The organism is Frigidibacter sp. RF13 (assembly GCF_026626305.1).
GTDB lineage: Bacteria > Pseudomonadota > Alphaproteobacteria > Rhodobacterales > Rhodobacteraceae > TMP-24.
This window is the reverse complement of the sequence record NZ_JAPNUE010000002.1, coordinates 417,765-440,259: the sequence shown is the minus strand read 5'-3', so window position 1 is coordinate 440,259 and position 22,495 is coordinate 417,765. Positions and strand designations below refer to the sequence as shown.

The following is a 22,495-nucleotide window of genomic DNA, read 5'->3' as shown; positions in this document are numbered from 1 at the left end:
GGTTCCGGGGGGCAGACAGCCCCCCGGGGCTTCCGCCCGTCACATCTTCGTCCGTTCGCCCTTCGGGTCGTAAATCGGCTGAAGCGAGGCTTCCGCCGTCACCCGCCGCCCGGCGATCTCGATCTCGTAGGACGAGGCCAGAAGCGCCTCCGCCCCTTCGCCCTTCGACGGCACATAACCCATGCCGATGGCGGCGCCGAGGTGATGGCCATAGGCGCCCGACGAAAGATAGCTCACGATCTTGCCGTCCCTCAGGATCGGCTCATTGTGATAGACCATCACGGACGGATCGCTCAGCCGGAACTGCATCATCCGCCGGTCGAGCCCCGCTTCCTTCTTTCTCAGAACCGCGTCGCGGCCAATGAAATCGGGCTTCGCGATCTTGACCGCAAAGCCAAGCCCCGCCTCCAGCACATGATCCTCGGAGGTGATGTCATGGCCGAAATGGCGGAAGGCCTTCTCGATCCGGGCACAATCCATCATGTGCATGCCGCAAAGCTTCAGCCCCATGTCGTGGCCCGCCTCCCACAGCACTTCGAACGCATGTCCGCACATGTCGGAGGAGACATAGATCTCCCACCCCAGCTCGCCCACGTAAGACACGCGGTGCACGCGGGCGAGGCCCAGCCCCAGCTCGATGTCCTGCGCGGTGCCGAACGGGTTCACCTCGTTCGAGAAATCGTTGGGGCTGACCTTTTGCATCAGCGTCCGCGCGTTCGGCCCCATGACCGCCAGGACGCCCTCCGCCGCCGTCACATCGGTGATCACCACGTTGAAATCGCCCACATGTCGGCGCATCCAGGCCTGATCCTTCGGCCGTGTAACGGCGGGGGTGACGACCAGATAGGCGGTCTCCGAAAGCCGCGTGACGGTCACGTCGGCCTCGATCCCCGCATTCTTGTTCAGGAACTGGGTATAAACGATCCGCCCCACCGGCACCGACATGTCGGCGCCGCAGATATGGTTCAGGTAGGCTTCGGCATCGCGCCCCTCGACCCGGATCTTGCCGAAGGAGGACATGTCATACATGCCGACGTTCGTCCTCACCGCGCGATGTTCCTCTGCGGTGTTGCCGAACCAGTTCTGCCGACCCCAGCTGTAGCGGTATTCCCGTTCCTGACCCGGCTTCGCATACCAGTTCGCCCGTTCCCAGCCGCCGATCTCGCCAAAGACCGCGCCTTCGGCCTCCAGATGGGCATGGAAGGGCGTCCGCCGCACGCCGCGCGCGGTGGCCTTCTGGCGGTAGGGGAAATGGTCGGCATAAAGAAGGCCGAGCGTCTCCTTTGACCGTTCGAACAGGTAATGCCGGTTGCCCTGGAAGGGCTGGTTGCGGCCCACATCCACATCGCCGAGGTCGAAGGGCTTCTCGCCCGTCTCCATCCATTCCGCGAGCGCCATGCCCGCGCCGCCCGCCGACTGGATGCCGATCGAGTTGAACCCGGCCGCGACCCAAAAATTGTCGACCTCGAGCGAGAGGCCAAGGTTATAGGCATCGTCTGGCGTGAAGCTCTCCGGCCCGTTGAAGAAGGTATGGATCCCCGCCGAGGCCAGCATCGGCAAACGGTTGATCGCGCGTTCGAGGATCGGTTCGAAATGGTCGAAATCCTCGGGGAGCTGATCGAAGCAGAAATCTTCCGGGATGCCGTTCATGCCCCAGGGCTTGGCATGCGGCTCGAACGCGCCCAGAAGATATTTGCCCGCATCTTCCTTGTAATAGGCGCATTCGTCCGGCACTCGCAGCACCGGCATCTGGGTGAGGCCCGGGATCGGCTCGGTCACGATGTAGAAATGCTCGCAGGCATGAAGCGGCACGTTCACGCCCGCCATGCGGCCAACCGCATGGCCCCACATGCCCGCGCAATTGACCACATGATCGGCCTCGATCACGCCCGCCTCGCCGTCCATCTCCCAGGAGACGCTCTTCGCGCGGCGACCCTCGACCTTCACGCCCGTGACCTTCACGCCCTCGACCACCACCGCGCCGCGCGCCTTCGCACCCTTGGCCAAAGCCAGTGCGATATTCGCCGGGTCGCCCTGCCCGTCGGTCGGCAGCCAGACGCCCGCCTTCACCCCTTCGATGTTCAGGTGCGGATAACGTTCCTTCACCTCCGAAGGCGAGATTTCCTCGACCGGCACACCGAAAGCCCGCGCCATCGACGCATTGCGGAAAATCTCTTCCTTGCGCTCATCGGTCAGCGCGACCGAGATCGAGCCTACGGTCTTCATGCCTGTGGCAAGACCGGTCTCGGCCTCCAGCCCCCGGTAGAGGTCGGCGGTATATTTTGCGAGCCGCGTCATGTTTGACGAAGCGCGCAGCTGGCCGATCAGCCCCGCCGCATGCCAGGTGGTGCCGGAAGTCAGCTGCTTCCTTTCCAGCAAAACCACATCCTTCCAGCCGAGCTTGGTCAGGTGATAGGCGACCGAACAGCCGACGACGCCTCCGCCGATGATGACCGCGCGCGCCTTTTGCGGCAGGTTAGACATGATTTTCGCTCCGGTCTTTGGTCGTCTCGACAAGGTGGATCTGGGACAGGGTGATGGTACTGACGAGCCCCGCGAACACCTCGCGCGGCAGGTGCGGGCGGCCGAAGAGCGTCAGGTCGTTCAGATAGACCGCGCGCATCTGTCCCCGCTCGGACGGCTCGGCGATGATACCTGACGTGGCGTAGACACCGCCGGGGCGCAGACGGGCAAGCACCCCCTGCCGCGCCGTGCCGGTGCCCAGATCGATGATTGCGTCGAACCGACCGGACGGCAGGCCTGCGATCACCTCGGCACCGGCGGCGCGAGCACCGGTGGCCGACGAACCGGTACAAAGCGCCGTGACCTTTGCCCCGAGCGTCCGCGCCAGCCGGATCGCGGCATAGCCCGCCGCCTCGCCTTCACAGACCACCAGAACTGCACTTCCGTCGCCGACGTTCGCGCGCACCAGAAGATTGTGCGCCGTGCCGAAGGCAAGCGGCATCGAGCCGATCTCGGCATTGAGCGGCGAAAGCGCGTCCGCGGCGACCGGCGCAAGCACGGGGCGCATGGGTCGGGATCTGGCGCTTATGCTCGTCACGCCCGGATCCTTTCGTTCTTCGGATCCCAAAGCGGCTGGTCTTCCTGCACCACGGCGCGACAGCGTTCGCCGTAGATTTCCACCTCGATCTCGGTGCCAGGGCTCGCCAGATCGGCGCGCAGCATGCCCAGCGCGATCGACTTGTTCACCCGGTAGCCCCAGGCGCCCGACGTGGTTTCGCCCACGACCTTGCCGTCATGCCAGAGGGTCGACATGTAGGGCGCATCGCAGTCCCCGGCCTCGACGACTAGCGTCACAAACCGCTTCTTCGCGCCGCGCTGCCTTTCGGACAGAAGGGCAGCTTTGCCGATGAAATCCTGCGGCTTGTCGAATTTGACGAACCGGTCGAGCCCGCCTTCCAACAGGCTGTAATCGGTCGAAAGATCACCCTTCCAGGCACGGTAGCCCTTCTCGATCCGCAGGCTGTTCAGCGCCCACATGCCAAACGGCTTGGCGCCCTCGGCCAGCACTGCGTCATAGATCGCCGGAATGCTCTCGACCGGGGCGTGAACCTCCCAGCCCAGCTCGCCTGCGAAAGAGACGCGCGCCAGAACCGCCTTCTGCCCGGCGACGGTCCACATTTCGTGGCTGAGCCACGGCAGGCTGAGGTCGGCGTCCGAAATCTTCGCGAAGAGATCGCGCGCCTTCGGCCCGGTGACGATCAGCGTCGACAGATCGCGCGTGCGATCTTTCAGCGTCAGCCCCTTCGGCAGCGACTTTGCTAGCCATTCGTAATCGTGCCATTGCGCCACGGCGGCGGTGATCAGCGTGTAATCATCCTCGCCGTTACAGGCGACCGACATTTCGGTCAGAATGCGCCCGCGATGATCGGGGAAATAGGCGAGCGACAGCCGCCCGGGCTTCGGCAGGCTGCCAGAAATCTGGCCGAGCAGCCATTCGCCCGCTCCCGGCCCCGAAAGATGGAAACGCGAAAAGCCCGGCAGGTCGAGAACGCCGACCCCGTCGCGCACCGCCTCGCATTCCTCGCGGATGCGCGCCTCCCACGGGCCAGAGCGGCCCCAGGTCTGGGCCGCGTCCCAGGAGGTATCGTCACCGGGCTTGGCGTACCAGTTGGCGCGTTCATAGCCGTTGTATGCGCCGAACTGGCCGCCCAGCGCCTTGACCTTGTCATGCACCGCCGACAGGCGGCGATCCGGCGCTGCCGGCCAGCGCGCCCAGGGGAAGTGCATACCATATTCGTGGCCGTAGACCTCCATCCCCTTCTGCACGCAATAGTCCGTGTCGGTATAGTCGGTGAAGCGGCGCGGGTCGCAGGACCACATGTCCCATTCGGTCGCGCCCTCCGTGATCCATTCGGCCAGCACCTTGCCCGCGCCGCCACCCTGGGCGATGCCGAAGGTGAAGACGCAGGCCTCGAACGCATTGGCCACGCCCGGCATCGGCCCAATCAGCGGGTTGCCGTCGGGCGCATAGGGGATCGGGCCGTTGATGACCTTGGAAAGCCCCGCCTTGCCCAGAAGCGGCACACGCGCCAGCGCATCCTCGATGTAATATTCCAGCCGTTCCAGATCGTCGGGGAAGAGCTGGAAGCTGAAATCATCCGGGAACGGATCGCCGGGGCTCGCCCAATGGGCGCGGCAATTGCGCTCGTAGGGCCCAAGGTTGAAGCCGTTCTTTTCCTGCCGCAGGTAGTAGGAGGTATCGACATCGCGCAGAAGCGGCAACTTGTGGCCGACGCTCGTAGACCATTGCTTCACCTCTTCGACTTCCTCGAACAGGATGTACTGGTGGCTCATCACCATCATCGGCACGGTGCGCCCGCCGTAGGGCTTGAACCATTCGCCGACCTTCTGGGCATAGTAGCCTGCGGCATTCACCACGATCTCGCAGCGGATATCGCCCTTTTCGGTATGGACGACCCATTCGCCGTTCTCGCGGGAAACGCCGGTCGCCGGGGTAAAGCGCAGGATCGTCGCCCCCATGTCGCGCGCGCCCTTAGCCAGCGCCTGCGTAAGCTGCGCGGGGTCGATGTCGCCGTCGTTCGGGTCATACAGCGCGCCTTTCAGGTCATGCGTCTCGATGAAGGGATATTTGTCCCTGATCTCGCCCGGACCAAGGATGTCGATATCCATGCCCTGATAGCGGCCCATGCCCTTGGCGCGCTCAAACTCCTGCATCCGCTCTTTCGAATGTGCCAGCCGGATCGAACCGGTGACATGGTAGTTCATCGGATAATCGACCGCCGCGCCCAGACCACGGTAGAGTTCTGTCGAATAGCGCTGCATGTTCATCAAGGACCAGGAGGTCGAGAAGGTCGGCACATTGCCCGCCGCATGCCAGGTCGATCCGGCCGTCAGTTCGTTCTTCTCCAAGAGCACGACATCGGTCCAGCCCGCCTTGCACAGGTGGTACAGCGACGACACGCCGACCACCCCCCCGCCGATGATCACGACCCGTGCGGTGCTTGGAATGGCGCTCATCTCTTCCTCCGTAATTCCGCGCGGAGTATCGCCGCCGAAGCCGAAGCTTTCAATTCGAAGCGGAGGGGATTATTGATCGGAAAGTCCGATTAGAGGCGCCCATGCAGATCGAACTGATCGAAACTTTCCTCGACCTCTGCGAAACCCGCAGCTTCAACCGCACCGCCGAACGGCTGGGGGTCACGCAGTCAACCGTTTCGGGCCGGATCAGCGCGCTGGAAAAGGCGCTGGGGCAGAAGCTTTTCGACCGGTCGCGGTCGGGCACGCAACCCACCCTGCAGGGCCTCAGGTTCGAGCCGCACGCGCGCGGCCTGCGCCATGGCTGGACCGAGGCGCGCCATGCGGTGGGCGACGCGGGCTCGCGCCCCGCGACGATTCGCATCGGCATCCAGCACGATCTGGTGAATGCCCATTTCAGTGATCTGATCGCCGCCTTTCGCTTGAGCCTGCCCGACACGGCTTTCTTCTTCGAGGCGGATTATTCAGCGCAGATGTGCGCGGACCTCACGACCGGCAAGGAGGACCTCGCCATCCTCTTTTCGCCACGCTTCCATCCCGACCTTTATTTCGAGACGCTCGGCGAAGTGACCTATGTGATGGTCTCGACCGAGGTCGAGCGGTTGGAGGAAGTGCGGCGCGAGACCTACATCCTGCCCCACTTCTCCGACGCGATTCCGCATGCCCATGCGGCGCTGCACCCGACGCTTGTCGATGCGAGCCTGTCGATCGGCCAGAATGCGGCGATGGTGGCACTTCTGCGCAGCATGGGCGGCACCGCCTATGTGATGCAAAGCTCGGTCGCCGATCTGACCGCCGACCGCACCTGCCGCCTGATCCCAGATGCGCCGCCGATCACCCAGACGGTCTTTGCGGGCGTCAACCAGCGCTTTCGCCACCGCCCGGTGCACCGTCGCCTTCTGGCCTGCCTGCGCGACCATTTCGCCTTCGCCCGCCAGCCGGAACCCAGGCGCCCGGCGCGCGGCGTCAGGGCGTAAGCAGCCCGAGTTTGTCGGGGTTGCGCTGGATATAGACTGTCCGGACCGCACCTACCCCGTCGACGTCGAAGGACATGAGGCTACCGCTGTCGCCCTCTGCCAGAATCATCACCGCCGGGGCGCCGTTCACCGTCAGCGGCCGCACGGCGATCCCGCCCGCGGCCTTGCGCGCGATCCCGGCAAGGAAACGCGCGACCGGCACGGCCCCCCTGACCACGTTCAGCGCCGCAAGCGCCTTGCCGCCGCCGTCCGACACCAATTCGGCATCGGCCGCGAGCCGGGCCGCGAGCGACGCCACATCGCCGCTGATCGCCGCATCCGATATCGCCTGCAGAAAGGCCGCTATGTCGCTGGCCGTCGCGGGCCGTTTCGCCCGGCCTTCGCGCACCGCCGCACGGGCGCGTGACGCAAGCTTGCGGCAGGTGGCGGGCGTGCGGTTCAGCGTCCGGGCGATCGTCTCGAAATCCTGATCGAAGAGGTCGTGCAGGAAGAAGGCCGCGCGTTCCAGGGGACTCAGTGCCTCAAGCGTGCGCATCACGGCGAAGGAAATATCGAGTTCCCGGTCGGCGGCGGCATAAAGATCAGGCTCCACCACAGGCTCTGGCAGCCATTGGCCGACATAGCTTTCGCGCCGTGCCTTCTGCCGCCGCAACCGGTCCAGCGCGCCATTCGTCACCGTCCGCGCCAGCCATCCCTCGGGCCGGTCGACCGGGCCTGCCTTGCCGAGCTTCAGGAAAGCCTCCTGCACCACATCCTCGGCGTCGCTGACACTGCCAAGATACCGGTAGGCGAGCCGGAGGAGACGCGGGCGTTCCCGGACAAAAAGCGTCTCTATTCTGGCCCGATCCGCCATTTTCAGGCCGCCTGCGCCGGACAGAACTCCGGCGGCAGCATGGCGCAGTCCCGCGCGTGACCCATGCCCCGCTTGACCATCGGATAGAACTGCGACGTTGCGATGGCGACAGCAAGGCCGGTGCGCCCGCGCCGCCCGAAACGCGCCTCGACCGCCTCCAGCAGGTCGGGCAGAGCGGCATCGTTCGTCACCACCGCTTCGGCGAAATCGGCCGCAAGCCGCATGTCGGGGTCGGCCAAGCCACCCTTGCGCGCAATGGCGGATAGTGCCGCGCGCGATACGCCTGCCTCTTCCGCCATGCGGATCACCAGATCCACGCAAGGCCCGCAGCCAGCCGCACGCGTTGCGATGAATTTCGCCGCGAAAAGCGGCCCGGGCGGCAGGCGATAGCCGTAGGAGGACAGGCCCGCGAGCTTCGCAAAGCGCCGGAACCCGGCGAAATCCTCCTCGATCATCTCGTCCATGTAACCCACATCATAACCGTAGCGGCGACCGAAGCGGCCGACCAGCCGGTGCGCGAGAAGCTTAAGCATCATCTTGTCCTTTCAGAAGCGGAAGAAGCGGCAAAAGACCCGGCAGCAGGACCAGCAAGATGTCACGCAGCACGGCCGCACTGAACACATGGTGGAAGAAGTCCAGCACATGCATCGCGGCATGGCCGCCCAGGAACACCAGCGCCGCTACTAGAAGCGGCCCGCGGCCGGGGGCGCAACGGGCCGCAAGGGCCAGAGCCGTCGCCGCCGCGAGAAAGCCCCAGCCGACATCGGCGATGAAATGCGCATTCGCCGCACCGGTTTCCGCCACGCCCGGCACCGCCCGGAACCAGCCGAGCGGTGCGGCGACCATCAGAAGACCGTTTGCGCCATGATAAAGCGCCAGACCCCACAGAAGCAGCCGCATGATCCGTCCTTTCGTTGATGCAAGGACGCAGGCCGCCCGAAAATGTGACATGGCCCCGCGCGAAAACCCGCCCACAAGCGCAAATTGCTTGCCTTTGGCCGCCGCCCGGCTCAGATGCCGCCATGACCCGCTTTGCCACAGACGCCCGCGCCGCCACCCTCGCCCTGAGGGATCTGTTCGATCCGACGCCCTTGCAGCTCAACGATCATCTGTCGAGCCGCTATGGGGCCGAGATCTACCTCAAGCGCGAGGATCTGACGCCCGTGCGCAGCTACAAGTTGCGCGGCGCCTATAATGCCATGCGGAAAGCGATCTCGGCGGGCAAGGCTGCCTTCGTCTGCGCAAGCGCGGGCAATCATGCGCAGGGCATGGCCTATGCCTGCCGTCATTTCGGCGTCAAGGGCACGGTGTTCATGCCGGTCACCACACCGCAGCAGAAGATCGACAAGACCCGCACCTTCGGCGGCGACAGTGTCGAAATCCGTCTCGTCGGCGACTATTTCGACCGGACGCTCGCCGCCGCCCAGGCCTTTGCGGACGAGGCCGGCGCGCATTTCCTCTCGCCCTTCGACGACGAGGATGTGATCGAGGGTCAGGCCACCGTCGCCGTCGAAATGCTCGACCAGATCGACGGCGCCCCTGATCTGGTGATCCTGCCGGTGGGCGGCGGCGGCCTTGCCGCCGGTGTCACCAGCTATTTCGCCGAGGCCGCACCCCGCACCGAATTCGTCTATGTCGAACCGCAAGGCGCGGCCTGCCTGAAGGCAGCGCTCGGCGCGGGTGCGCCTGTCACGTTGAAAGGCATCAACAATTTCGTCGATGGCGCCGCCGTCGCCCGGATCGGCGCCCGCACCTTCGAGCGTTTGAGACATCTGTCACCCGATCAGGTGCGCCTCGCGCCAGAGGACCGGATCGGCATCACCATGCTCGAATTTCTCAATGTCGAGGGGATCGTTCTGGAGCCGGCCGGCGCCTTGTCCGTCGACGCTTTGCCCGGCCTCGCCGACCGGATCAAAGGCAAGCGCGTGGTCTGCGTGACCTCGGGCGGCAATTTCGATTTCGAGCGCCTACCGGAAGTGAAGGAACGCGCCAACCGTTACGCTGGGCTGAAGAAATATTTCATCCTGCGCATGCCGCAGCGCCCCGGCGCCTTGAAGGAATTCCTGGGCATGCTCGGGCCGGATGACGATATCGCGCGGTTCGAATATCTGAAGAAATCGGCCCGCAACTTTGGCTCTGTGCTGATCGGGATCGAGACGAAGCGGGCGACAAGTTTCGCGGAACTGACGTCGAAACTCGACGCGGCGGAATTCGACTATCGCGACATCACCGAAGATCAGGCGCTTGCCGAATTCCTGATCTGACGGCGCCCCGTCTTACGCCGCGCTCGGCTGCCGCCCCGCCGCCAGCTCACCCAGCCCGTCGATGAACACGTCCTTCGATCTCTCGTAACTTTCGAGGATCACCGGGATGTCGATACCGCCTGCCTGCCCGCCCGCCGCCCGCCGCTCGCCATCCTGGCAGAGCGCGCCAAAAGCGCTGAACCCGAGGTTCCAGGCGCTGCCTTTCAGGAAATGCAGATCTTGCTCATAGGTCGCCGGGTCCGGCACCGCCCTGAGGCGCGCCACCACATCCTCGACCTCGTCGAGGAACAGTTCCACCACTTCGGCAAATCCCTCGTCGCCGATCTCGGCGCGCAATTCACCCACCCTTGCCCAATCGATCATGGCCACCACCTTTTCCCATCCACGCTCGAGCCTAGCCCCCAACCCTTGCGCTGCCGTTAAGGCCCCTGCGGCGAAAAAGCCGATTTGCATTCAATTCGTCTTAACCCGGCCCGGCCTAGTTTCGTCGGGAACGTCAGAGGCGGGAACCGCGTGCAGCCAATGAGGGCCGAACGACCGCAAGCCGAAAGCGCAGGTGCCGTGGCACCGGCGCGATCCGTGCTTGTGGTCGATGACAGCCGGGTGCAACGCAAGATCCTTTCCTCGCAGCTCGCGCGCGCTGGCTACCGCGTGCTTGAGGTCGGATCGGCAGAAGAGGCGATGGATGTCGTCACGCAAGACGCACCCGATCTGGTGATCTCGGACTGGATGATGAGTGGCATGACCGGGCTCGACCTCTGCCGCCGGGTCCGCGACCTCGGGCTTGATCAGTATGTCTATTTCATCCTCCTGACCTCGAAGACCGAAACCGCCGAGATCGCCCATGGCCTCGACATGGGCGCCGACGATTTCCTGATCAAGCCGGTCAGCGGCGACGAGTTGCGCGCCCGCATTGCCGCAGGCGAGCGCATCCTCAGGATCGAACGCGAACTGACCGAGAAGAACCGCCTCCTGTCCTCGACGCTTACCGAACTCCAGGGGCTCTACGATTCCATCGACCGAGACCTGATGGAGGCACGCAAGCTGCAGCAAAGCCTGGTGCGCGAGCGCAGCCGCAATTTCGGCAGCGCCGAGGTCAACCTGCTGCTCAGGCCGTCCGGCCATGTCGGCGGCGATCTCGTAGGCTTCTTCCCGATCAACGCCCGCCGCATCGGCTTCTTCGCCATCGACGTTTCGGGTCACGGCATCACCTCCGCCCTGATGACTGCGCGGCTCGCGGGCTATCTTTCCGGCAATTCCCCCGAACAGAACCTCGCCCTCGTCCTCACCGAGTTCGGCATCTACGACGCCCGCCCGCCCGAGGAACTCGCCGAAACCCTCAACCGCGTCGTCCTGAAGGAGATGGAGACCGAAAATTACTTCACGCTGGCCTATGCCGATATCGACCTCGTCTCAGGCAAGGTCGCGATGGTGCAGGCGGGCCATCCCCATCCGGCGGTAATCCGCAAGGATGGACGGGTGGAATATCTCGGCACCGGCGGCATGCCGATCGGCCTCATAGATTTCGCCAGCTACGACCGGATCGAGACGCAGCTCGACCCCGGCGACCGGTTGTTCCTGATGTCGGACGGCATCACCGAGGCCGCGGATGCCAATGAGGTGCAACTGGGCGAAGAGGGCCTTACAAAACTCATCGCCCGCTGCGAAGGGCTCAGGGGCGCGGCCTTCCTCGAAGCGCTGCACTGGCATCTGAACGACTATACCGGCGGCGAATTTTCCGACGATGTCTCGGGCGTCTTTTTCGAGTTCGACGGTGCGAAGGCCAACGCCGACTGAGCCGCGTCTGCCTCGGACCTGCCCTTCACTGTGGTCCAAATATCCCGGGGAGCGCGAGGGGCTGGCCCCTCGCTCCGTCTCGGCTCAAAACCCGAACGCGAGCCGCAGGAAATGCCGGTCGCCGTCATTGCCGACAAGCCGCTCGGCCTCGCGCGCGCCCACCCAGACCGCCGTGTGACCGGGCTCCTTCGGCGGGCCGATGCGGCGTACGGGTCGGGCGAGGTAGATCATGCAGATCTTCTCGGCCCAGCGGTCATACTCCGGCATGTAGGCAAAGCGGCGGAAGGTCCCGATCCGGCGCGGCGCGGCGATTGTCCAGCCGGTCTCCTCATAGACCTCGCGGTGCAGCGCCTGAACAGGCGATTCGCCCGGGTCAATGCCGCCGCCGGGCAGTTGGAACTCTGCGTCGGGCTCCTCTTGATAGGTCAGCAATACATCCCCATCTAACTTCAGGACCGCGTAAGCCCCTGGCCGGGGCCGATAGACCTGCCCCGCCACCACCGGCTCTCCGAACCGCCTGATCATCCCATCCGCCCGAGGTTGCCCATTTTGACCCGACAAGCTATGCCAAGGCCCGCGCCCGAAGAAAACCCCTCAAGGAACTCCATGTCCTCGACCCTCGAGATTGCCTGGGACGATACCGTCCTGCCGTTCCAGCTTGACGCGTCCGACATCCGTGGCCGGGTGGCGCGGCTCGACGGCACGCTCGACCGGATTCTCTGCCAGCACGACTATCCCGCCCAGATCGAGGCTCTGGTGGCAGAGGCGGCCGTTCTGACGGCACTCATCGGCCAGACGATGAAACTGCGCTGGAAACTGTCGCTGCAGATCCGTGGCAACGGCCCGGCGCGGATTGTCGCGACCGACTACTACGCCCCGGCCGAAGATGGCGCGCCCGCGCAGATCCGCGCCTGGGCCTCGTTCGACCCCGAGCGGATAGATCCGGAGGCAAAGCCCTTCGACCTGATCGGTCAGGGCTATATGGCCGTGCTCATCGACCAGGGCGAAGGCAACCTGCCCTATCAGGGCATCACACCCATCGCCGGCGGCTCGCTTTCCGCCTGCGCCGAGACCTATTTCGCCCAATCCGAACAATTGCCGACCCGCTTTGCGCTGTCTTTCGGCCGCTCGCGCCTGCCCGGCGAGGGCGAACGCTGGCGCGCCGGCGGCGTGATGCTGCAGCACATGCCATCGGCCTCGCCCTCGGTCGCGGCCGATGGCGGTTCGGGCGAGGGCGGGCTCCTGACGCACGCCGACATTCTTGGCGGCGCGGAGGGCGAAAACTGGAACCGCGTCAACCTCCTCCTCGACACGGTCGAGGAGCTTGAACTGATCGGCCCCTCCGTCCAGCCGACCGACCTGCTGATCAGGCTCTTCCACGAGGAAGGCCCGCGCGTCTTCGATGCGCAGGGGGTTCGCTTCGGCTGCACCTGCTCGCCCGACAAGGTGCGCCAGAGCCTGTCGATCTATTCGGCCAAGGACATCGCCACGATGACGACGCCCGAAGGCATCGTCACCGCCGATTGCCAGTTCTGTGGCGCGCATTACGAGTTCGAACCCGCAACGCTTGGATTCGAGGCAACGAAGGCACCCGCAGACGGTGCCGAGGGCGGCTCAGGTGCCGCCCTCTGACCTCGCCATACGGCTCGGGCAGGCGATCGCCCGGCCAGGGCGCGACACGTCGGACTATGACCTGAACCCCGGCACCGTCCTGCCCGAGGGGCGCCTCTTGCGCCCGGCGGCGGTACTCGTGGGGTTTCAGCGCGATCGCGTGATCCTGACCAAGCGCGCCTCGCATCTGAAGCACCATCCCGGCCAGATCGCCTTTCCCGGCGGCAAGGTCGATGCGGCTGATGGTACGGGCGAAGACGGGTTGATCCGTGCCGCGCTGCGCGAGGCCGAGGAAGAGATCGGCCTATTGCCGCAGCAGGCACGGATCATCGGCGCGCTCGCACCCCATGAAACCGTCACCGGTTTCACCGTGACCCCGGTTCTGGCCGAAATAGACCCTGATTTCGCCCCCCGCCCGCAGGAGGAAGAAGTCGAGGAGGTCTTTGCCGTCCCCTACACCCATCTCGCCGATCCCGCGCATTTCCGGGTCGAATCGCGGCTCTGGCGCGGGCAGCGGCGGCATTATTTCACGGTTCCCTATGGTCCCTATTACATCTGGGGCGCGACCGCGCGTATCCTCAGGGCACTGGCGGACCGGATGGCGGCATGAGGATCGAAAGCGACTGGATCGGCGATGAAGCCCTGCAGGCGGTTCTCGCCTGCCTGACGAAGGCGGGACACCGCACGCTTCTGGTCGGCGGTTGTGTTCGCAACGCGCTGATGGGCCGCGCCATCGACGATATCGACATCGCGACAGATGCCCGCCCCGACCGCGTGGTCGCACTGGCCGAAGAGGCGGGGCTAAAGGTGGTGCCGACCGGCATCGACCATGGCACCGTCACCATCGTGGCGGGCGGGCGGCCGCATGAGGTGACAAGCTTCCGCCGCGATGTGGAAACCGACGGGCGGCGCGCGACAGTCGCCTATTCGGACGATATCGCCGAAGATGCGGCGCGGCGCGATTTCACCATGAACGCGCTTTATGCCGAAGGCGACGGCACGGTCATCGACCCACTCGGCGGGTTGCCCGACCTTCTGGCCCGCCGCGTGCGCTTCGTCGGGCGGCCCGAGGATCGCATCCGCGAAGATTACCTGCGCATCCTGCGCTTCTTCCGTTTTCACGCGATCTACGGCGACCCCGCGGGCGGGATCGACCCGGACGGGCTGGCAGCGGCAGCGGCCCTTTCGGCCGGAATAGGGACACTATCGCGAGAGCGGGTCGGGCACGAGATGCGCAAGCTTCTCGGTGCCGCCGACCCCGCGCCCGCGCTTGCCGCGATGGAAGCGGCGGGCGTTCTGGCCCGCGTGCTGCCCGGGGCCGCTGCCGCGCCGCTGGCGCGGCTTGTCGCGGTGGAGGCGGGCGCCCGGCCCGACTGGCTCCGCCGCCTCGCTTTGCTCGGCGGCGCTGACGCGGGCGACGCGCTCCGCCTGTCGCGCGACGAGGCGCGGCGGCTGGTTGTGCTACGCGACGGGATCGGCGCGGCGACCGGGCCCGGCGAACTCGCCTGGCGCCACGGGCCGGATGCGGCGCGCGATATCCTCGCCTTGCGTTTCGCGCTTCTGGAACAGCCGGTGCCCCCTGGCGCCGCCCAAGAGATCGCGGCGGGCACCGCCGCCCGCTTTCCGGTCCGCGCCGCCGATCTTCCCGATCTCTCCGGCCCGGCGCTCGGCCGACGGCTGAAGGACCTAGAGGCGCGCTGGATCGCCTCGGGCTTTATCTTGTCACGGGAACAATTGCTGGCTTGAACCGCGCGCCCCGTCCCGGCACTTTCCCGGGCCGGAGGACCCCATGCCGACCGAGACATTCATCGCCCTGATCGGGCTTGCCATCGCCACGCTGTTCACGCCCGGCCCCAACAATGCGATGCTGGCCGCCTCCGGCGCCGCCTTCGGTTTTCGCCGCAGCCTGCCGCATCTGACCGGTGTCGCCTTGGGCTTTCCAGCGATGCTGCTGATCGTCGGCCTCGCGCTCGGCGGCCTGTTCCAGACGAGTGTCGTCTTGCGCGAGGGCCTGCGCTGGGGCGGGGCGCTGCTCCTCCTCTGGATCGCCTTCAAGATTGCTACCTCGGCGGGCGCCGAGTCAAAGTCCGCCGCCCGCCCGATGACCTTCCTCGCCGCCGTCGCCTTCCAGTGGATCAACCCCAAGGCCTGGTCGATGGCGATCGCCGCCACATCGCAGTTCATCCGGCCCGACGACCCATGGCGGCTCGCGCTGATCGTCGCCGCCACCTTCACGCTTCTGGGCCTCGGCTCCGCCTCGACCTGGGTAGGGCTCGGTCAGGCGATTTCCGGTTGGCTGACCACGGCAGGACGTCTCAGGCTATTCAACCTGACGATGGCCGGGCTCATCGTTCTCTCGACGCTCCAGATCCTCAGCCACTGACGACAGGTCGAGTGCCGCCGATACATTGGCTGGTACAATCCGGGGCGTGACAAGCGCCCGTGATTGCGCTATCTGAACCGCATCCAACGGAGGGTTGCACCATGAGGAACGGGATTCTGCCAGAGCTCGCCTGAGCCGGACCGAACCCCGTGTGGCGGTCCCGCGAGGCCCCGCCTGACCCTTGTTGCATCCGCTGGAAAGTTCTCTCCATGTTTCGCTTCTTCGAAAATCTCGTCGATCCTTTCGCGGCCTATGACGAGCACGACGCACCGCCCACCCGGCTTTTCGCCTTCATCCGCGATTATGTCCGGCCCTTCCGCTGGGTCTTCGTCTTCAGCACGCTCTGCAAGGTGCTGGTGGCGGGGTCGGAGATTGCACTCATCTGGTATCTTGGCCGCATCGTCGACCTTCTGGGCCGCGAAGCGCCCGCGACCCTTCTCGCCGACCACGGTACGGAATTCGCCATCGCGGCTTTCCTCGTCCTCGTCGCAAGGCCGGTCGTGTCGGCTTTCGACACCGCCCTTCTGCACAATACGATCCTGACCAATCTCGGCGCTTTGGTGCGCTGGCGGGCGCACAAACATGTGCTGCGTCAGCCCGTCGGCTGGTTCGAGAATGATTTCGCCGGCCGTATCGCCAACCGCATCATGCAGACCCCGCCCTCGATCGGCGACGCGGTTTTCCAGATGCTCGATTGCGTGGCATTCGCGCTGACGAGCGTGGTCGGCGCCTCGATCCTTCTGATCGGGGCCGATGCGCGGCTTTTCATCCCGCTCGCGGTCTGGATCGTCTTCTACCTCGCGCTCCTCAGATGGACGGCGCGGCGGATCGGCCCGGCGTCCAAGGCCTCGTCCGACGCGCGCTCGACCGTCACGGGGCGGGTGGTGGACAGCTATACCAACATCCATTCGGTGAAGCTTTTCGCCCATGACGACCGCGAGGTCGATTATGCGGGCGCGGCGATCCGGGCGCTGCGCGACCGGTTCATCGCCGAGATGCGGCTCGTCACCAAGATGGACGTGATGCTGACGGCGCTGAACGCCTGCCTGATCGTCATGCTGACGGGCCTTGCGGTGAAATTCTGGCTCGACGGCACAGCCAGCACCGGAGCGGTCGCTGCGGCAACGGCGCTGGTCCTGCGTCTGACCAGCATGACCTACTGGGTGATGTGGGCGACCTCGAACCTCGTCGAGGCGCTTGGCGTCGTGTCCGAAGGCATGGAGACCATCGCCCAGCCCGTCGGCCTGACCGACGCGTCGGGCGCGCCGGACCTGCGGCTGACCGAGGGGCGGATCGCGTTTGAAGAAGTGTCGCACCACTACGGGCGCGGCTCGGGCGGGATCGACCGGATCAGCCTGACCATCCGGCCGGGCGAGAAGATCGGCCTCATCGGGCGCTCGGGCTCCGGCAAATCGACCTTGGTGAAGCTGCTCCTGAGGTTCTACGACAGCGAGGGCGGCCGCATCCGGATCGACGGGCAGGATATCGCCATGGTCCGGCAGGCGAGCCTCAGGGCGCAGATCGGCATGGTGCAGCAGGAAAGCTCGCTTCTTCACCGTACCGTGCGCGAAAACATCCTCTACGGCCGCCCCGAGGCGACCGAGGCGGAGATGATCGCGGCGGCCGAACGGGCCGAGGCGCACGGCTTCATCCAGACGCTGCGCGACCCCGAAGGGCGGGCAGGCTACGACGCGCAAGTGGGCGAACGCGGTGTGAAGCTCTCGGGCGGCCAGCGCCAAAGGGTGGCGATCGCCCGCGTGATCCTGAAGGACGCGCCGATCCTTGTCCTCGACGAGGCGACAAGCGCGCTCGACAGCGAGGTCGAGGCGGCGATCCAGGACACGCTTTATGGCGTGATGGAGGGGAAGACGGTTATAGCCATCGCCCACCGCCTGTCGACCATCGCGCGGATGGACCGGATCGTGGTGCTGGACGACGGCCGCATCGCCGAGGAAGGCACCCATGCCGACCTTCTGAACAGAGGTGGTCTTTACGCCCGCTTCTGGGAACGGCAATCTGGCGGCTTCATCGGGACCGAGGATGCGGAGGCAGCCGAGTGAGGCGATTCTGGACGATTGATGCCTTCCGGCCGGCGGACGGGCCGCCGCCGCGCACGCTCGGGCGCTTCTTTCTCTGGTGTCTCTCAGGCTCCTGGGGGCCGCTTCTGGTCGCGACTTTCCTCTCGGCCTTCGCCGGCGTGATGGAGGTGATCACTGCCGACTTCCTCGGCCGCGTGGTCGATGTCGCCACGAGTGCCGAGGCGGCCACGGTCTTTCGCGATCACTGGCAGCTTTTCGCGACCTTCGGCTTCTTCCTGATCATACTCCGGCCACTCGCCTTCGGCCTCTCGTCGGCCTCGAACTCGGTCATCGTGCAACCGAATGTTCTGCCACTCGTCCTCTCGCGCCTGCACCGCTGGACGATGGGCCATGCCGTCACCTTCTTCGACAATGATTTCGCGGGCCGGATCGCGCAGAAACAGATGCAGGCGGCCCGCGCCGTCACCGATGTGGCGTCGGAAACCATCAATACCGTGGCCTTCGCGCTGGCCACGCTGATCGGCTCGGCGGTCTTTCTTCTGACCATAGACGGCGTTGTAGCGGTGGGCCTGACAATCTGGATTATGGTCTATATCGGCCTGATCTGGGCCTTCCTGCCGCGCATCCGCGTGAAATCGAAGGACCGTGCCGGGGCGCGGGCGATGGTCACCGGCCAGGTCGTCGATACGATCACCAATATCAAGACGGTGAAACTGTTCGCCCATGCCGATCACGAGGATCGCGCGGCCCTTGGCGCGATGGAGGTGTTCCGCACATCGGCGCTCGACTTCGGCAGGCTTTCGGCCTGGTTCCGCCTCGCCTTGATGACGCTTGCCGGTACCCTGCCGCTTCTCCTCATCGGCGGCACGCTGCTTTTATGGTCCAAGGGTCAGGCGACCCCCGGCGACATCGCGGCGGCGGGTACCGTCTCGATCCGCATCGCGCAGATGACCGGCTGGGTCTCTTTCGCGCTCATGTCGATCTATGCCTCGGTCGGCGAGGTCGAGGACGGGATGCGCACGCTCACTCCGCCACATGCCCTGACCGACGCGCCCGACGCCACCGATCTGGGGCGCGTGACCGGCGAGGTGCGGTTTGACGATGTGACCTTCGCCTATGGCCGGACGCGGGGTGGCATCGACCATGTCAGCCTGACCATCCGCCCGGGCGAGAAGCTTGGCATCGTCGGCGCCTCGGGTGCGGGCAAATCGACGCTCGTCGCGCTGCTTCTCAGGCTCTACGACACCGAAAGCGGGCGGGTTCTTGTGGATGGGCGCGATGTGCGCGGCGTGACGCAGGAAAGCCTGCGCCGCCAGATCGCGATGGTCACGCAGGAAACTGCGATGTTCAACCGCTCCGCCCGCGACAATATCCTTTACGGCCGCCCCGACGCGACCGAGGCGGATCTGGTGGCAGCTGCGCGGGCGGCGGAGGCGGACGAGTTCATCCCGTCCCTCGAAGACCACAAGGGCCGCAAGGGCTATGACGCGCATCTCGGCGAACGCGGCGTGAAACTGTCAGGTGGCCAGCGCCAGCGCATCGCGCTCGCCCGCGCTTTCCTCAAGGACGCGCCGATCCTTGTGCTGGACGAGGCGACAAGTGCCCTCGACAGCGAGGTCGAGGCGCAGGTGCAGGAAGCGCTTCACCGGGTAATGCAGGGCAAGACGGTTCTGGCCATCGCCCACCGCCTCTCGACCATCGCCGAGATGGACCGGATTGTGGTCCTTGACCAGGGCCGGATCGTCGAAGAGGGCAGTCACGCGGTGCTTCTCGCCAGGGGCGGGCTTTACGCCCGCTACTGGAGCCGTCAGTCGGGCGGTTTCCTCGGCACGGAAGAGGCCGCCCAGTGAAAGTGACGATCGAACGGCTTGGCCATCTCGGCGACGGGATCGCGGCGGGTCCCGTCTACGTGCCGCGCGCCCTGCCAGGCGAAGTGGTGGAGGGCGAGGTGGCGGACGGGCGGATGGACGCCCCCGCCATCGTCACGCCCTCGCCCGACCGCCGCCGAGCGCCCTGCCCGCACTACGCCGCCTGCGGCGGCTGCGCGCTGATGCACGCGACCGACGGGTTCGTCGAGGACTGGAAGGCGGATGTGGTGCGCGCCGCTCTCGCGGCTCAGGGCCTTCCGGCGCCGATCCGCGCCGTCCATACCTCGCCCGAACGGTCGCGCAGGCGCGCGACTCTTTCCGGCAGGCGCACGAAGAAGGGCGCGATCGTCGGCTTCCACGGTCGCGCCTCGGGCACGCTTGCCGACCTTAGCGACTGCCACCTCCTGCTGCCATCGCTTACGGCCCTTCTGCCCGCCTTGCGCGATCTGACCATCGCGGGCGGCTCGCGCAAGGGCGAGATATCGCTGACCGTGACCGCGACAGAGGCGGGCGCCGATGTCGCGGTCAGCGGCGGCAAGCCGCTGGAGCCCGCGCTGTTCACCGACCTCGCTGCCATCGCCGAACGCGCCGACCTCGCCCGCCTGACATGGGAGGGCGAGCCCGTCGCCGTCCGCCGCCCCGCGACCCAGCGCTTCGGGGGCGCGCTCGTCGAGCCGCCTTCGGGGGCGTTCCTCCAGGCGACGCGCGAGGGCGAGGCGGCACTCCTCGCTGCGGCGCGGGCGGCACTCGGCGGGGCGGACCGGATCGCCGATCTCTTTTCCGGCGCGGGCACCTTCTCGCTGCCGCTCGCTGCGGGATCAGAGGTACATGCCGTCGAATCCGAACGCACGATGCTTGCAGCCCTTGACCGCGCCGCGCGCCATGCGCCGGGTCTGCACCGGATCACGACCGAGCCGCGCGACCTCTTCCGCCGCCCGCTTCTGCCCGACGAGCTTGACCGCTATGACGCGATCCTCCTCGACCCGCCGCGCGCGGGCGCCGAGGCGCAAGTGTCTGAAATCGCAGCTTCCCGGACAAGAGCCGTTGCCTATATCTCCTGCAACCCGGTCAGCTTCGCCCGCGACGCGCGGATCTTGTCGGACGCGGGCTTCACGCTTGACTGGATCGAGGTGGTGGACCAGTTCCGCTGGTCGACCCATGTCGAACTGGCTGCGCGCCTGACGCGCACCGGCCTCACGAAAGCCTGACCGCTTCCCCCTTCCCGCCCGGCATCGCGCCGTGTAAGAGGCGGAAAAGGGCAACGGGTAGCATGACATTTCTTCGCGCAATTCTTCTTCTGGCCACGCTTGCGGTCGTCAGCTCCTGCGGCGGCAAGTTCCGCACCTATAACGGCCCCGCCGTCACCGCGATCGTCGTGCACAAGGCCGACCGGCGCATGTACCTTCTGCATGACAGCGAGGTGCTGAAAGCCTACGACATCGCGCTTGGCGGCAATCCGGTGGGCGACAAGCAGTTCGAGGGCGACCGCAAGACTCCCGAAGGCGCCTATTTCATCGACCGACGGAATCCGAAAAGCAGCTATCACCTGTCGCTCGGCATTTCCTATCCGAACGATCTGGACCGGGCAGAAGCGGCAGCGCTTGGCAAGAAGCCCGGCGGCGACATCTTCATCCACGGCCGCGCGGGCAAGAATCGCGGCTTCGGGCCGGACTGGACCGCTGGCTGCATCGCGGTCAAGGACCGCGAGATCGAGGAGATCTATGCGATGGTGCGTGTCGGCACGCCGATCTTCATCAAGCCCTGACCGCGGTCGCCACCCCAGCGAAGAGAAGCGAAGCGCACGATGAGCGGCCCCTCACGGCTCAGCTTCCGGTGACGAGCGTCCACCAGAGCTTGCCCGACGGTTCCTGGAACCAGGAAAACCCGACCTTCATCGCAGCCGGATCCAGGATCACGCCGCGCGTATCGGCAACCTGCATCCAGGCGGCAAGCGTCTCGCGCTCGTTCTCGTAGGTTTCCGAGATATTCTCGCCCAGCATCTTGCCCGGATAGCCGGTGCGCTGCACCCGGAGGAGCGGCGAGGACCCGTCGGACCCGAAATGCCAGGGCCGGTTCTGCAGATGCATGTCGCGCGAATGGGTGGCGGCGGCGGCGGTCAGCTGCGCATCGAGCGTCAGGGGCGCAAGCCCCTTGGCCGACCTCAGCGCATTGATCGAATCGACCATCGAATAGGTCACGCGGCCCACATCGCCCGGCCCGATCACATAGGCCTGCGGCACCGCGCGCCCATCGGAGGCAAGTTGCACCTGCCCGGTCTGGCAGGCCGCAAGCATCAGGACCGCGGCGAGAACGGCGGAAAAAGGCTTGTTCATCGGAAGAAGGCTCCCATTCTTTCGCCCGTGCTTTACAGTTTCGCCAAACGGTGTTCAAACGCCAAATCGCCGGGATGGGCGGCCTCTCGCGCAGGCGTGATTTGCGCGAACCGCCCCGGACGGCCAGAAATGACACGGGCTGACGGCAGGACCCCGGCGGCCCCAACCGGCAAACGGAGAGATGAGGCAATGCGTTCAGACGGAAAAGAGCTGAGCCGCCGCGCGCTTCTGGGCGGGGCTGCGGCACTCGCGGCGGGAAGCCTCGCAGCACCCGCGCTTGCGCAGGCGGTCAATGATGGTACGACCGAGTTCGAGCAGGACCTGAGCAACAATATCCGCCACAATATCTCGAGCTTCCGCTCGCTCGAATGGCAGCCCTATTTCGCCAATCTCGCGAAGGGCGCAATCCTCGTCGACATTACCTCGCGCGCCCTGCACTACTTCAGTGAGGATGGCGCGACCTACCGGCTCTATCCCTGCTCGGTCGCTTTGTCGGAGGAGCTGACGCGCCGCGGCCGCACCCAGGTGGTTGAAAAGGTGGTCAAACCGACCTGGCGCCCGACGCCGGAAATGCGGCAGCGCAATCCCGAATGGCCCGAGGTGGTCGAGGGTGGCGATCCGAAGAACCCGCTCGGGCCCCTCGCGCTTTATCTCAGCTGGCAATATTACCGCATCCACGGCACGCATGACACCCGCAAGATTGGGCGGCGGTCGTCGAACGGCTGCGTCGGGCTTTACAACGAACATATCACCGAGCTTTTCAGCTTCGCCAAGGTCGGCACCCAGGTGCTGCTGATCTGACCTGTTGCCGAATTGACATGCGCGCCCGCCCCACCGGCGGCGGGCGCGG

Annotated in this window: 21 protein-coding genes; 12 read left to right on the top strand and 9 right to left on the bottom strand. The window is 65.9% G+C overall.

Annotated features, from left to right (window positions below):
- Window positions 1–39: 39 nt before the first annotated feature.
- From OU426_RS07815 to OU426_RS07805, 3 genes are read right to left on the bottom strand one after another with little or no spacing between them, the layout of a single operon-like run.
- Window positions 40–2,484: a GcvT family protein gene (locus OU426_RS07815; protein WP_267633366.1), complete on the bottom strand. Its 2,445-nt coding sequence runs from the start codon at window positions 2,482–2,484 to the stop codon at window positions 40–42.
- Window positions 2,477–3,031, bottom strand: coding sequence for an MDR/zinc-dependent alcohol dehydrogenase-like family protein (locus tag OU426_RS07810; RefSeq protein WP_267633365.1), 555 nt, complete (start codon window positions 3,029–3,031; stop codon window positions 2,477–2,479). The genes OU426_RS07815 and OU426_RS07810 overlap by 8 nt, the downstream gene beginning before the upstream one ends.
- Before the next feature lie 26 nt (window positions 3,032–3,057).
- Complete coding sequence (locus OU426_RS07805; protein ID WP_267633364.1) at window positions 3,058–5,502, bottom strand: GcvT family protein; 2,445 nt, start codon at window positions 5,500–5,502, stop codon at window positions 3,058–3,060.
- A gap of 101 nt (window positions 5,503–5,603) precedes the next feature.
- Here OU426_RS07805 and OU426_RS07800 point away from each other — a divergent pair, with 101 nt between their 5' ends.
- Window positions 5,604–6,497, top strand: a complete 894-nt coding sequence (locus OU426_RS07800) for a LysR family transcriptional regulator (RefSeq protein WP_267633363.1) — start codon at window positions 5,604–5,606, stop codon at window positions 6,495–6,497.
- Here the strand turns inward: OU426_RS07800 and sigJ are convergent.
- Genes sigJ through OU426_RS07785 form a run of 3 tightly spaced genes read right to left on the bottom strand, consistent with a single transcriptional unit; the run spans window position 6,487 to window position 8,250 of the window.
- Window positions 6,487–7,350 carry an RNA polymerase sigma factor SigJ gene (sigJ, locus tag OU426_RS07795; RefSeq protein WP_267633362.1) on the bottom strand — a complete coding sequence of 288 codons (864 nt, stop codon included), beginning with the start codon at window positions 7,348–7,350 and terminating at the stop codon, window positions 6,487–6,489. The two genes, OU426_RS07800 and sigJ, sit on opposite strands and share 11 nt — an antisense overlap.
- A 2-nt stretch (window positions 7,351–7,352) precedes the next feature.
- Window positions 7,353–7,883: a carboxymuconolactone decarboxylase family protein gene (locus OU426_RS07790; protein ID WP_267633361.1), complete on the bottom strand. Its 531-nt coding sequence runs from the start codon at window positions 7,881–7,883 to the stop codon at window positions 7,353–7,355.
- Window positions 7,876–8,250, bottom strand: a complete 375-nt coding sequence (locus tag OU426_RS07785) for a hypothetical protein (RefSeq protein ID WP_267633360.1) — start codon at window positions 8,248–8,250, stop codon at window positions 7,876–7,878. The genes OU426_RS07790 and OU426_RS07785 overlap by 8 nt, the downstream gene beginning before the upstream one ends.
- A gap of 122 nt (window positions 8,251–8,372) precedes the next feature.
- On the opposite strand from OU426_RS07785, the gene ilvA reads away from it, so the two are divergent.
- Window positions 8,373–9,614 carry a threonine ammonia-lyase IlvA gene (ilvA, locus tag OU426_RS07780; protein WP_267633359.1) on the top strand — a complete coding sequence of 414 codons (1,242 nt, stop codon included), beginning with the start codon at window positions 8,373–8,375 and terminating at the stop codon, window positions 9,612–9,614.
- A 12-nt stretch (window positions 9,615–9,626) separates the two neighbouring features.
- On the opposite strand, the gene OU426_RS07775 is transcribed toward ilvA, so the two are convergent.
- Window positions 9,627–9,977, bottom strand: coding sequence for an Hpt domain-containing protein (locus OU426_RS07775; protein ID WP_267633358.1), 351 nt, complete (start codon window positions 9,975–9,977; stop codon window positions 9,627–9,629).
- Between the two features lie 159 nt (window positions 9,978–10,136).
- Here OU426_RS07775 and OU426_RS07770 point away from each other — a divergent pair, with 159 nt between their 5' ends.
- Window positions 10,137–11,411: a PP2C family protein-serine/threonine phosphatase gene (locus tag OU426_RS07770; protein WP_267633357.1), complete on the top strand. Its 1,275-nt coding sequence runs from the start codon at window positions 10,137–10,139 to the stop codon at window positions 11,409–11,411.
- An 84-nt stretch (window positions 11,412–11,495) separates the two neighbouring features.
- Here OU426_RS07770 and OU426_RS07765 read toward each other — a convergent pair whose 3' ends face one another.
- Window positions 11,496–11,936, bottom strand: coding sequence for an NUDIX hydrolase (locus tag OU426_RS07765; RefSeq protein WP_267633356.1), 441 nt, complete (start codon window positions 11,934–11,936; stop codon window positions 11,496–11,498).
- A gap of 81 nt (window positions 11,937–12,017) precedes the next feature.
- On the opposite strand from OU426_RS07765, the gene hslO reads away from it, so the two are divergent.
- The 8 genes from hslO (at window position 12,018) to OU426_RS07725 (ending at window position 21,077) form a co-directional block, all read left to right on the top strand.
- On the top strand, window positions 12,018–13,043 hold the full coding sequence (gene hslO, locus OU426_RS07760) for an Hsp33 family molecular chaperone HslO (protein ID WP_267633355.1): 1,026 nt from the start codon (window positions 12,018–12,020) through the stop codon (window positions 13,041–13,043).
- On the top strand, window positions 13,030–13,632 hold the full coding sequence (locus OU426_RS07755; RefSeq protein ID WP_267633354.1) for an NUDIX hydrolase: 603 nt from the start codon (window positions 13,030–13,032) through the stop codon (window positions 13,630–13,632). Before hslO ends, OU426_RS07755 begins: the two co-directional genes overlap by 14 nt.
- Window positions 13,629–14,768, top strand: a complete 1,140-nt coding sequence (locus OU426_RS07750; protein ID WP_267633353.1) for a CCA tRNA nucleotidyltransferase — start codon at window positions 13,629–13,631, stop codon at window positions 14,766–14,768. Before OU426_RS07755 ends, OU426_RS07750 begins: the two co-directional genes overlap by 4 nt.
- Before the next feature lie 43 nt (window positions 14,769–14,811).
- A complete protein-coding gene (locus OU426_RS07745) occupies window positions 14,812–15,405 on the top strand; it encodes a LysE family translocator (RefSeq protein WP_267633352.1) in 594 nt (197 codons plus the stop codon).
- Window positions 15,406–15,614: 209 nt separating this feature from the next.
- Window positions 15,615–17,465 carry an ABC transporter ATP-binding protein gene (locus OU426_RS07740; protein ID WP_267633351.1) on the top strand — a complete coding sequence of 617 codons (1,851 nt, stop codon included), beginning with the start codon at window positions 15,615–15,617 and terminating at the stop codon, window positions 17,463–17,465.
- The gene (locus OU426_RS07735) at window positions 17,462–19,294 is read left to right on the top strand and encodes an ABC transporter ATP-binding protein (protein WP_267633350.1); all 1,833 of its coding nucleotides are present in this window, start codon (window positions 17,462–17,464) and stop codon (window positions 19,292–19,294) included. The genes OU426_RS07740 and OU426_RS07735 overlap by 4 nt, the downstream gene beginning before the upstream one ends.
- Window positions 19,291–20,520, top strand: coding sequence for a class I SAM-dependent RNA methyltransferase (locus tag OU426_RS07730; protein WP_267633349.1), 1,230 nt, complete (start codon window positions 19,291–19,293; stop codon window positions 20,518–20,520). The genes OU426_RS07735 and OU426_RS07730 overlap by 4 nt, the downstream gene beginning before the upstream one ends.
- Before the next feature lie 62 nt (window positions 20,521–20,582).
- A complete protein-coding gene (locus OU426_RS07725; protein WP_267633348.1) occupies window positions 20,583–21,077 on the top strand; it encodes a L,D-transpeptidase family protein in 495 nt (164 codons plus the stop codon).
- A gap of 58 nt (window positions 21,078–21,135) precedes the next feature.
- On the opposite strand, the gene dalA is transcribed toward OU426_RS07725, so the two are convergent.
- On the bottom strand, window positions 21,136–21,645 hold the full coding sequence (gene dalA, locus OU426_RS07720) for a divisome-associated lipoprotein DalA (RefSeq protein ID WP_267633347.1): 510 nt from the start codon (window positions 21,643–21,645) through the stop codon (window positions 21,136–21,138).
- Window positions 21,646–21,834: 189 nt separating this feature from the next.
- On the opposite strand from dalA, the gene OU426_RS07715 reads away from it, so the two are divergent.
- A complete protein-coding gene (locus OU426_RS07715; RefSeq protein WP_267633346.1) occupies window positions 21,835–22,446 on the top strand; it encodes a L,D-transpeptidase in 612 nt (203 codons plus the stop codon).
- Window positions 22,447–22,495: the final 49 nt, after the last annotated feature.

What these genes read in the sequence shown, in the direction of transcription:
- OU426_RS07775 (WP_267633358.1), bottom strand. Translation starts at nt 9,977, where the DNA reads ATGATCGATTGGGCAAGGGTGGGTGAATTGCGCGCCGAGATCGGCGAC.
- OU426_RS07790 (WP_267633361.1), bottom strand. Translation starts at nt 7,883, where the DNA reads ATGCTTAAGCTTCTCGCGCACCGGCTGGTCGGCCGCTTCGGTCGCCGC.
- dalA (WP_267633347.1), bottom strand. Translation starts at nt 21,645, where the DNA reads ATGAACAAGCCTTTTTCCGCCGTTCTCGCCGCGGTCCTGATGCTTGCG.
- ilvA (WP_267633359.1), top strand. Translation starts at nt 8,373, where the DNA reads ATGACCCGCTTTGCCACAGACGCCCGCGCCGCCACCCTCGCCCTGAGG.
- OU426_RS07810 (WP_267633365.1), bottom strand. Translation starts at nt 3,031, where the DNA reads ATGCGCCCCGTGCTTGCGCCGGTCGCCGCGGACGCGCTTTCGCCGCTC.
- sigJ (WP_267633362.1), bottom strand. Translation starts at nt 7,350, where the DNA reads ATGGCGGATCGGGCCAGAATAGAGACGCTTTTTGTCCGGGAACGCCCG.
- OU426_RS07765 (WP_267633356.1), bottom strand. Translation starts at nt 11,936, where the DNA reads ATGATCAGGCGGTTCGGAGAGCCGGTGGTGGCGGGGCAGGTCTATCGG.
- OU426_RS07750 (WP_267633353.1), top strand. Translation starts at nt 13,629, where the DNA reads ATGAGGATCGAAAGCGACTGGATCGGCGATGAAGCCCTGCAGGCGGTT.
- OU426_RS07815 (WP_267633366.1), bottom strand. Translation starts at nt 2,484, where the DNA reads ATGTCTAACCTGCCGCAAAAGGCGCGCGCGGTCATCATCGGCGGAGGC.
- OU426_RS07800 (WP_267633363.1), top strand. Translation starts at nt 5,604, where the DNA reads ATGCAGATCGAACTGATCGAAACTTTCCTCGACCTCTGCGAAACCCGC.
- hslO (WP_267633355.1), top strand. Translation starts at nt 12,018, where the DNA reads ATGTCCTCGACCCTCGAGATTGCCTGGGACGATACCGTCCTGCCGTTC.
- OU426_RS07745 (WP_267633352.1), top strand. Translation starts at nt 14,812, where the DNA reads ATGCCGACCGAGACATTCATCGCCCTGATCGGGCTTGCCATCGCCACG.
- OU426_RS07785 (WP_267633360.1), bottom strand. Translation starts at nt 8,250, where the DNA reads ATGCGGCTGCTTCTGTGGGGTCTGGCGCTTTATCATGGCGCAAACGGT.
- OU426_RS07725 (WP_267633348.1), top strand. Translation starts at nt 20,583, where the DNA reads ATGACATTTCTTCGCGCAATTCTTCTTCTGGCCACGCTTGCGGTCGTC.
- OU426_RS07770 (WP_267633357.1), top strand. Translation starts at nt 10,137, where the DNA reads ATGAGGGCCGAACGACCGCAAGCCGAAAGCGCAGGTGCCGTGGCACCG.
- OU426_RS07715 (WP_267633346.1), top strand. Translation starts at nt 21,835, where the DNA reads ATGCGTTCAGACGGAAAAGAGCTGAGCCGCCGCGCGCTTCTGGGCGGG.
- OU426_RS07740 (WP_267633351.1), top strand. Translation starts at nt 15,615, where the DNA reads ATGTTTCGCTTCTTCGAAAATCTCGTCGATCCTTTCGCGGCCTATGAC.
- OU426_RS07805 (WP_267633364.1), bottom strand. Translation starts at nt 5,502, where the DNA reads ATGAGCGCCATTCCAAGCACCGCACGGGTCGTGATCATCGGCGGGGGG.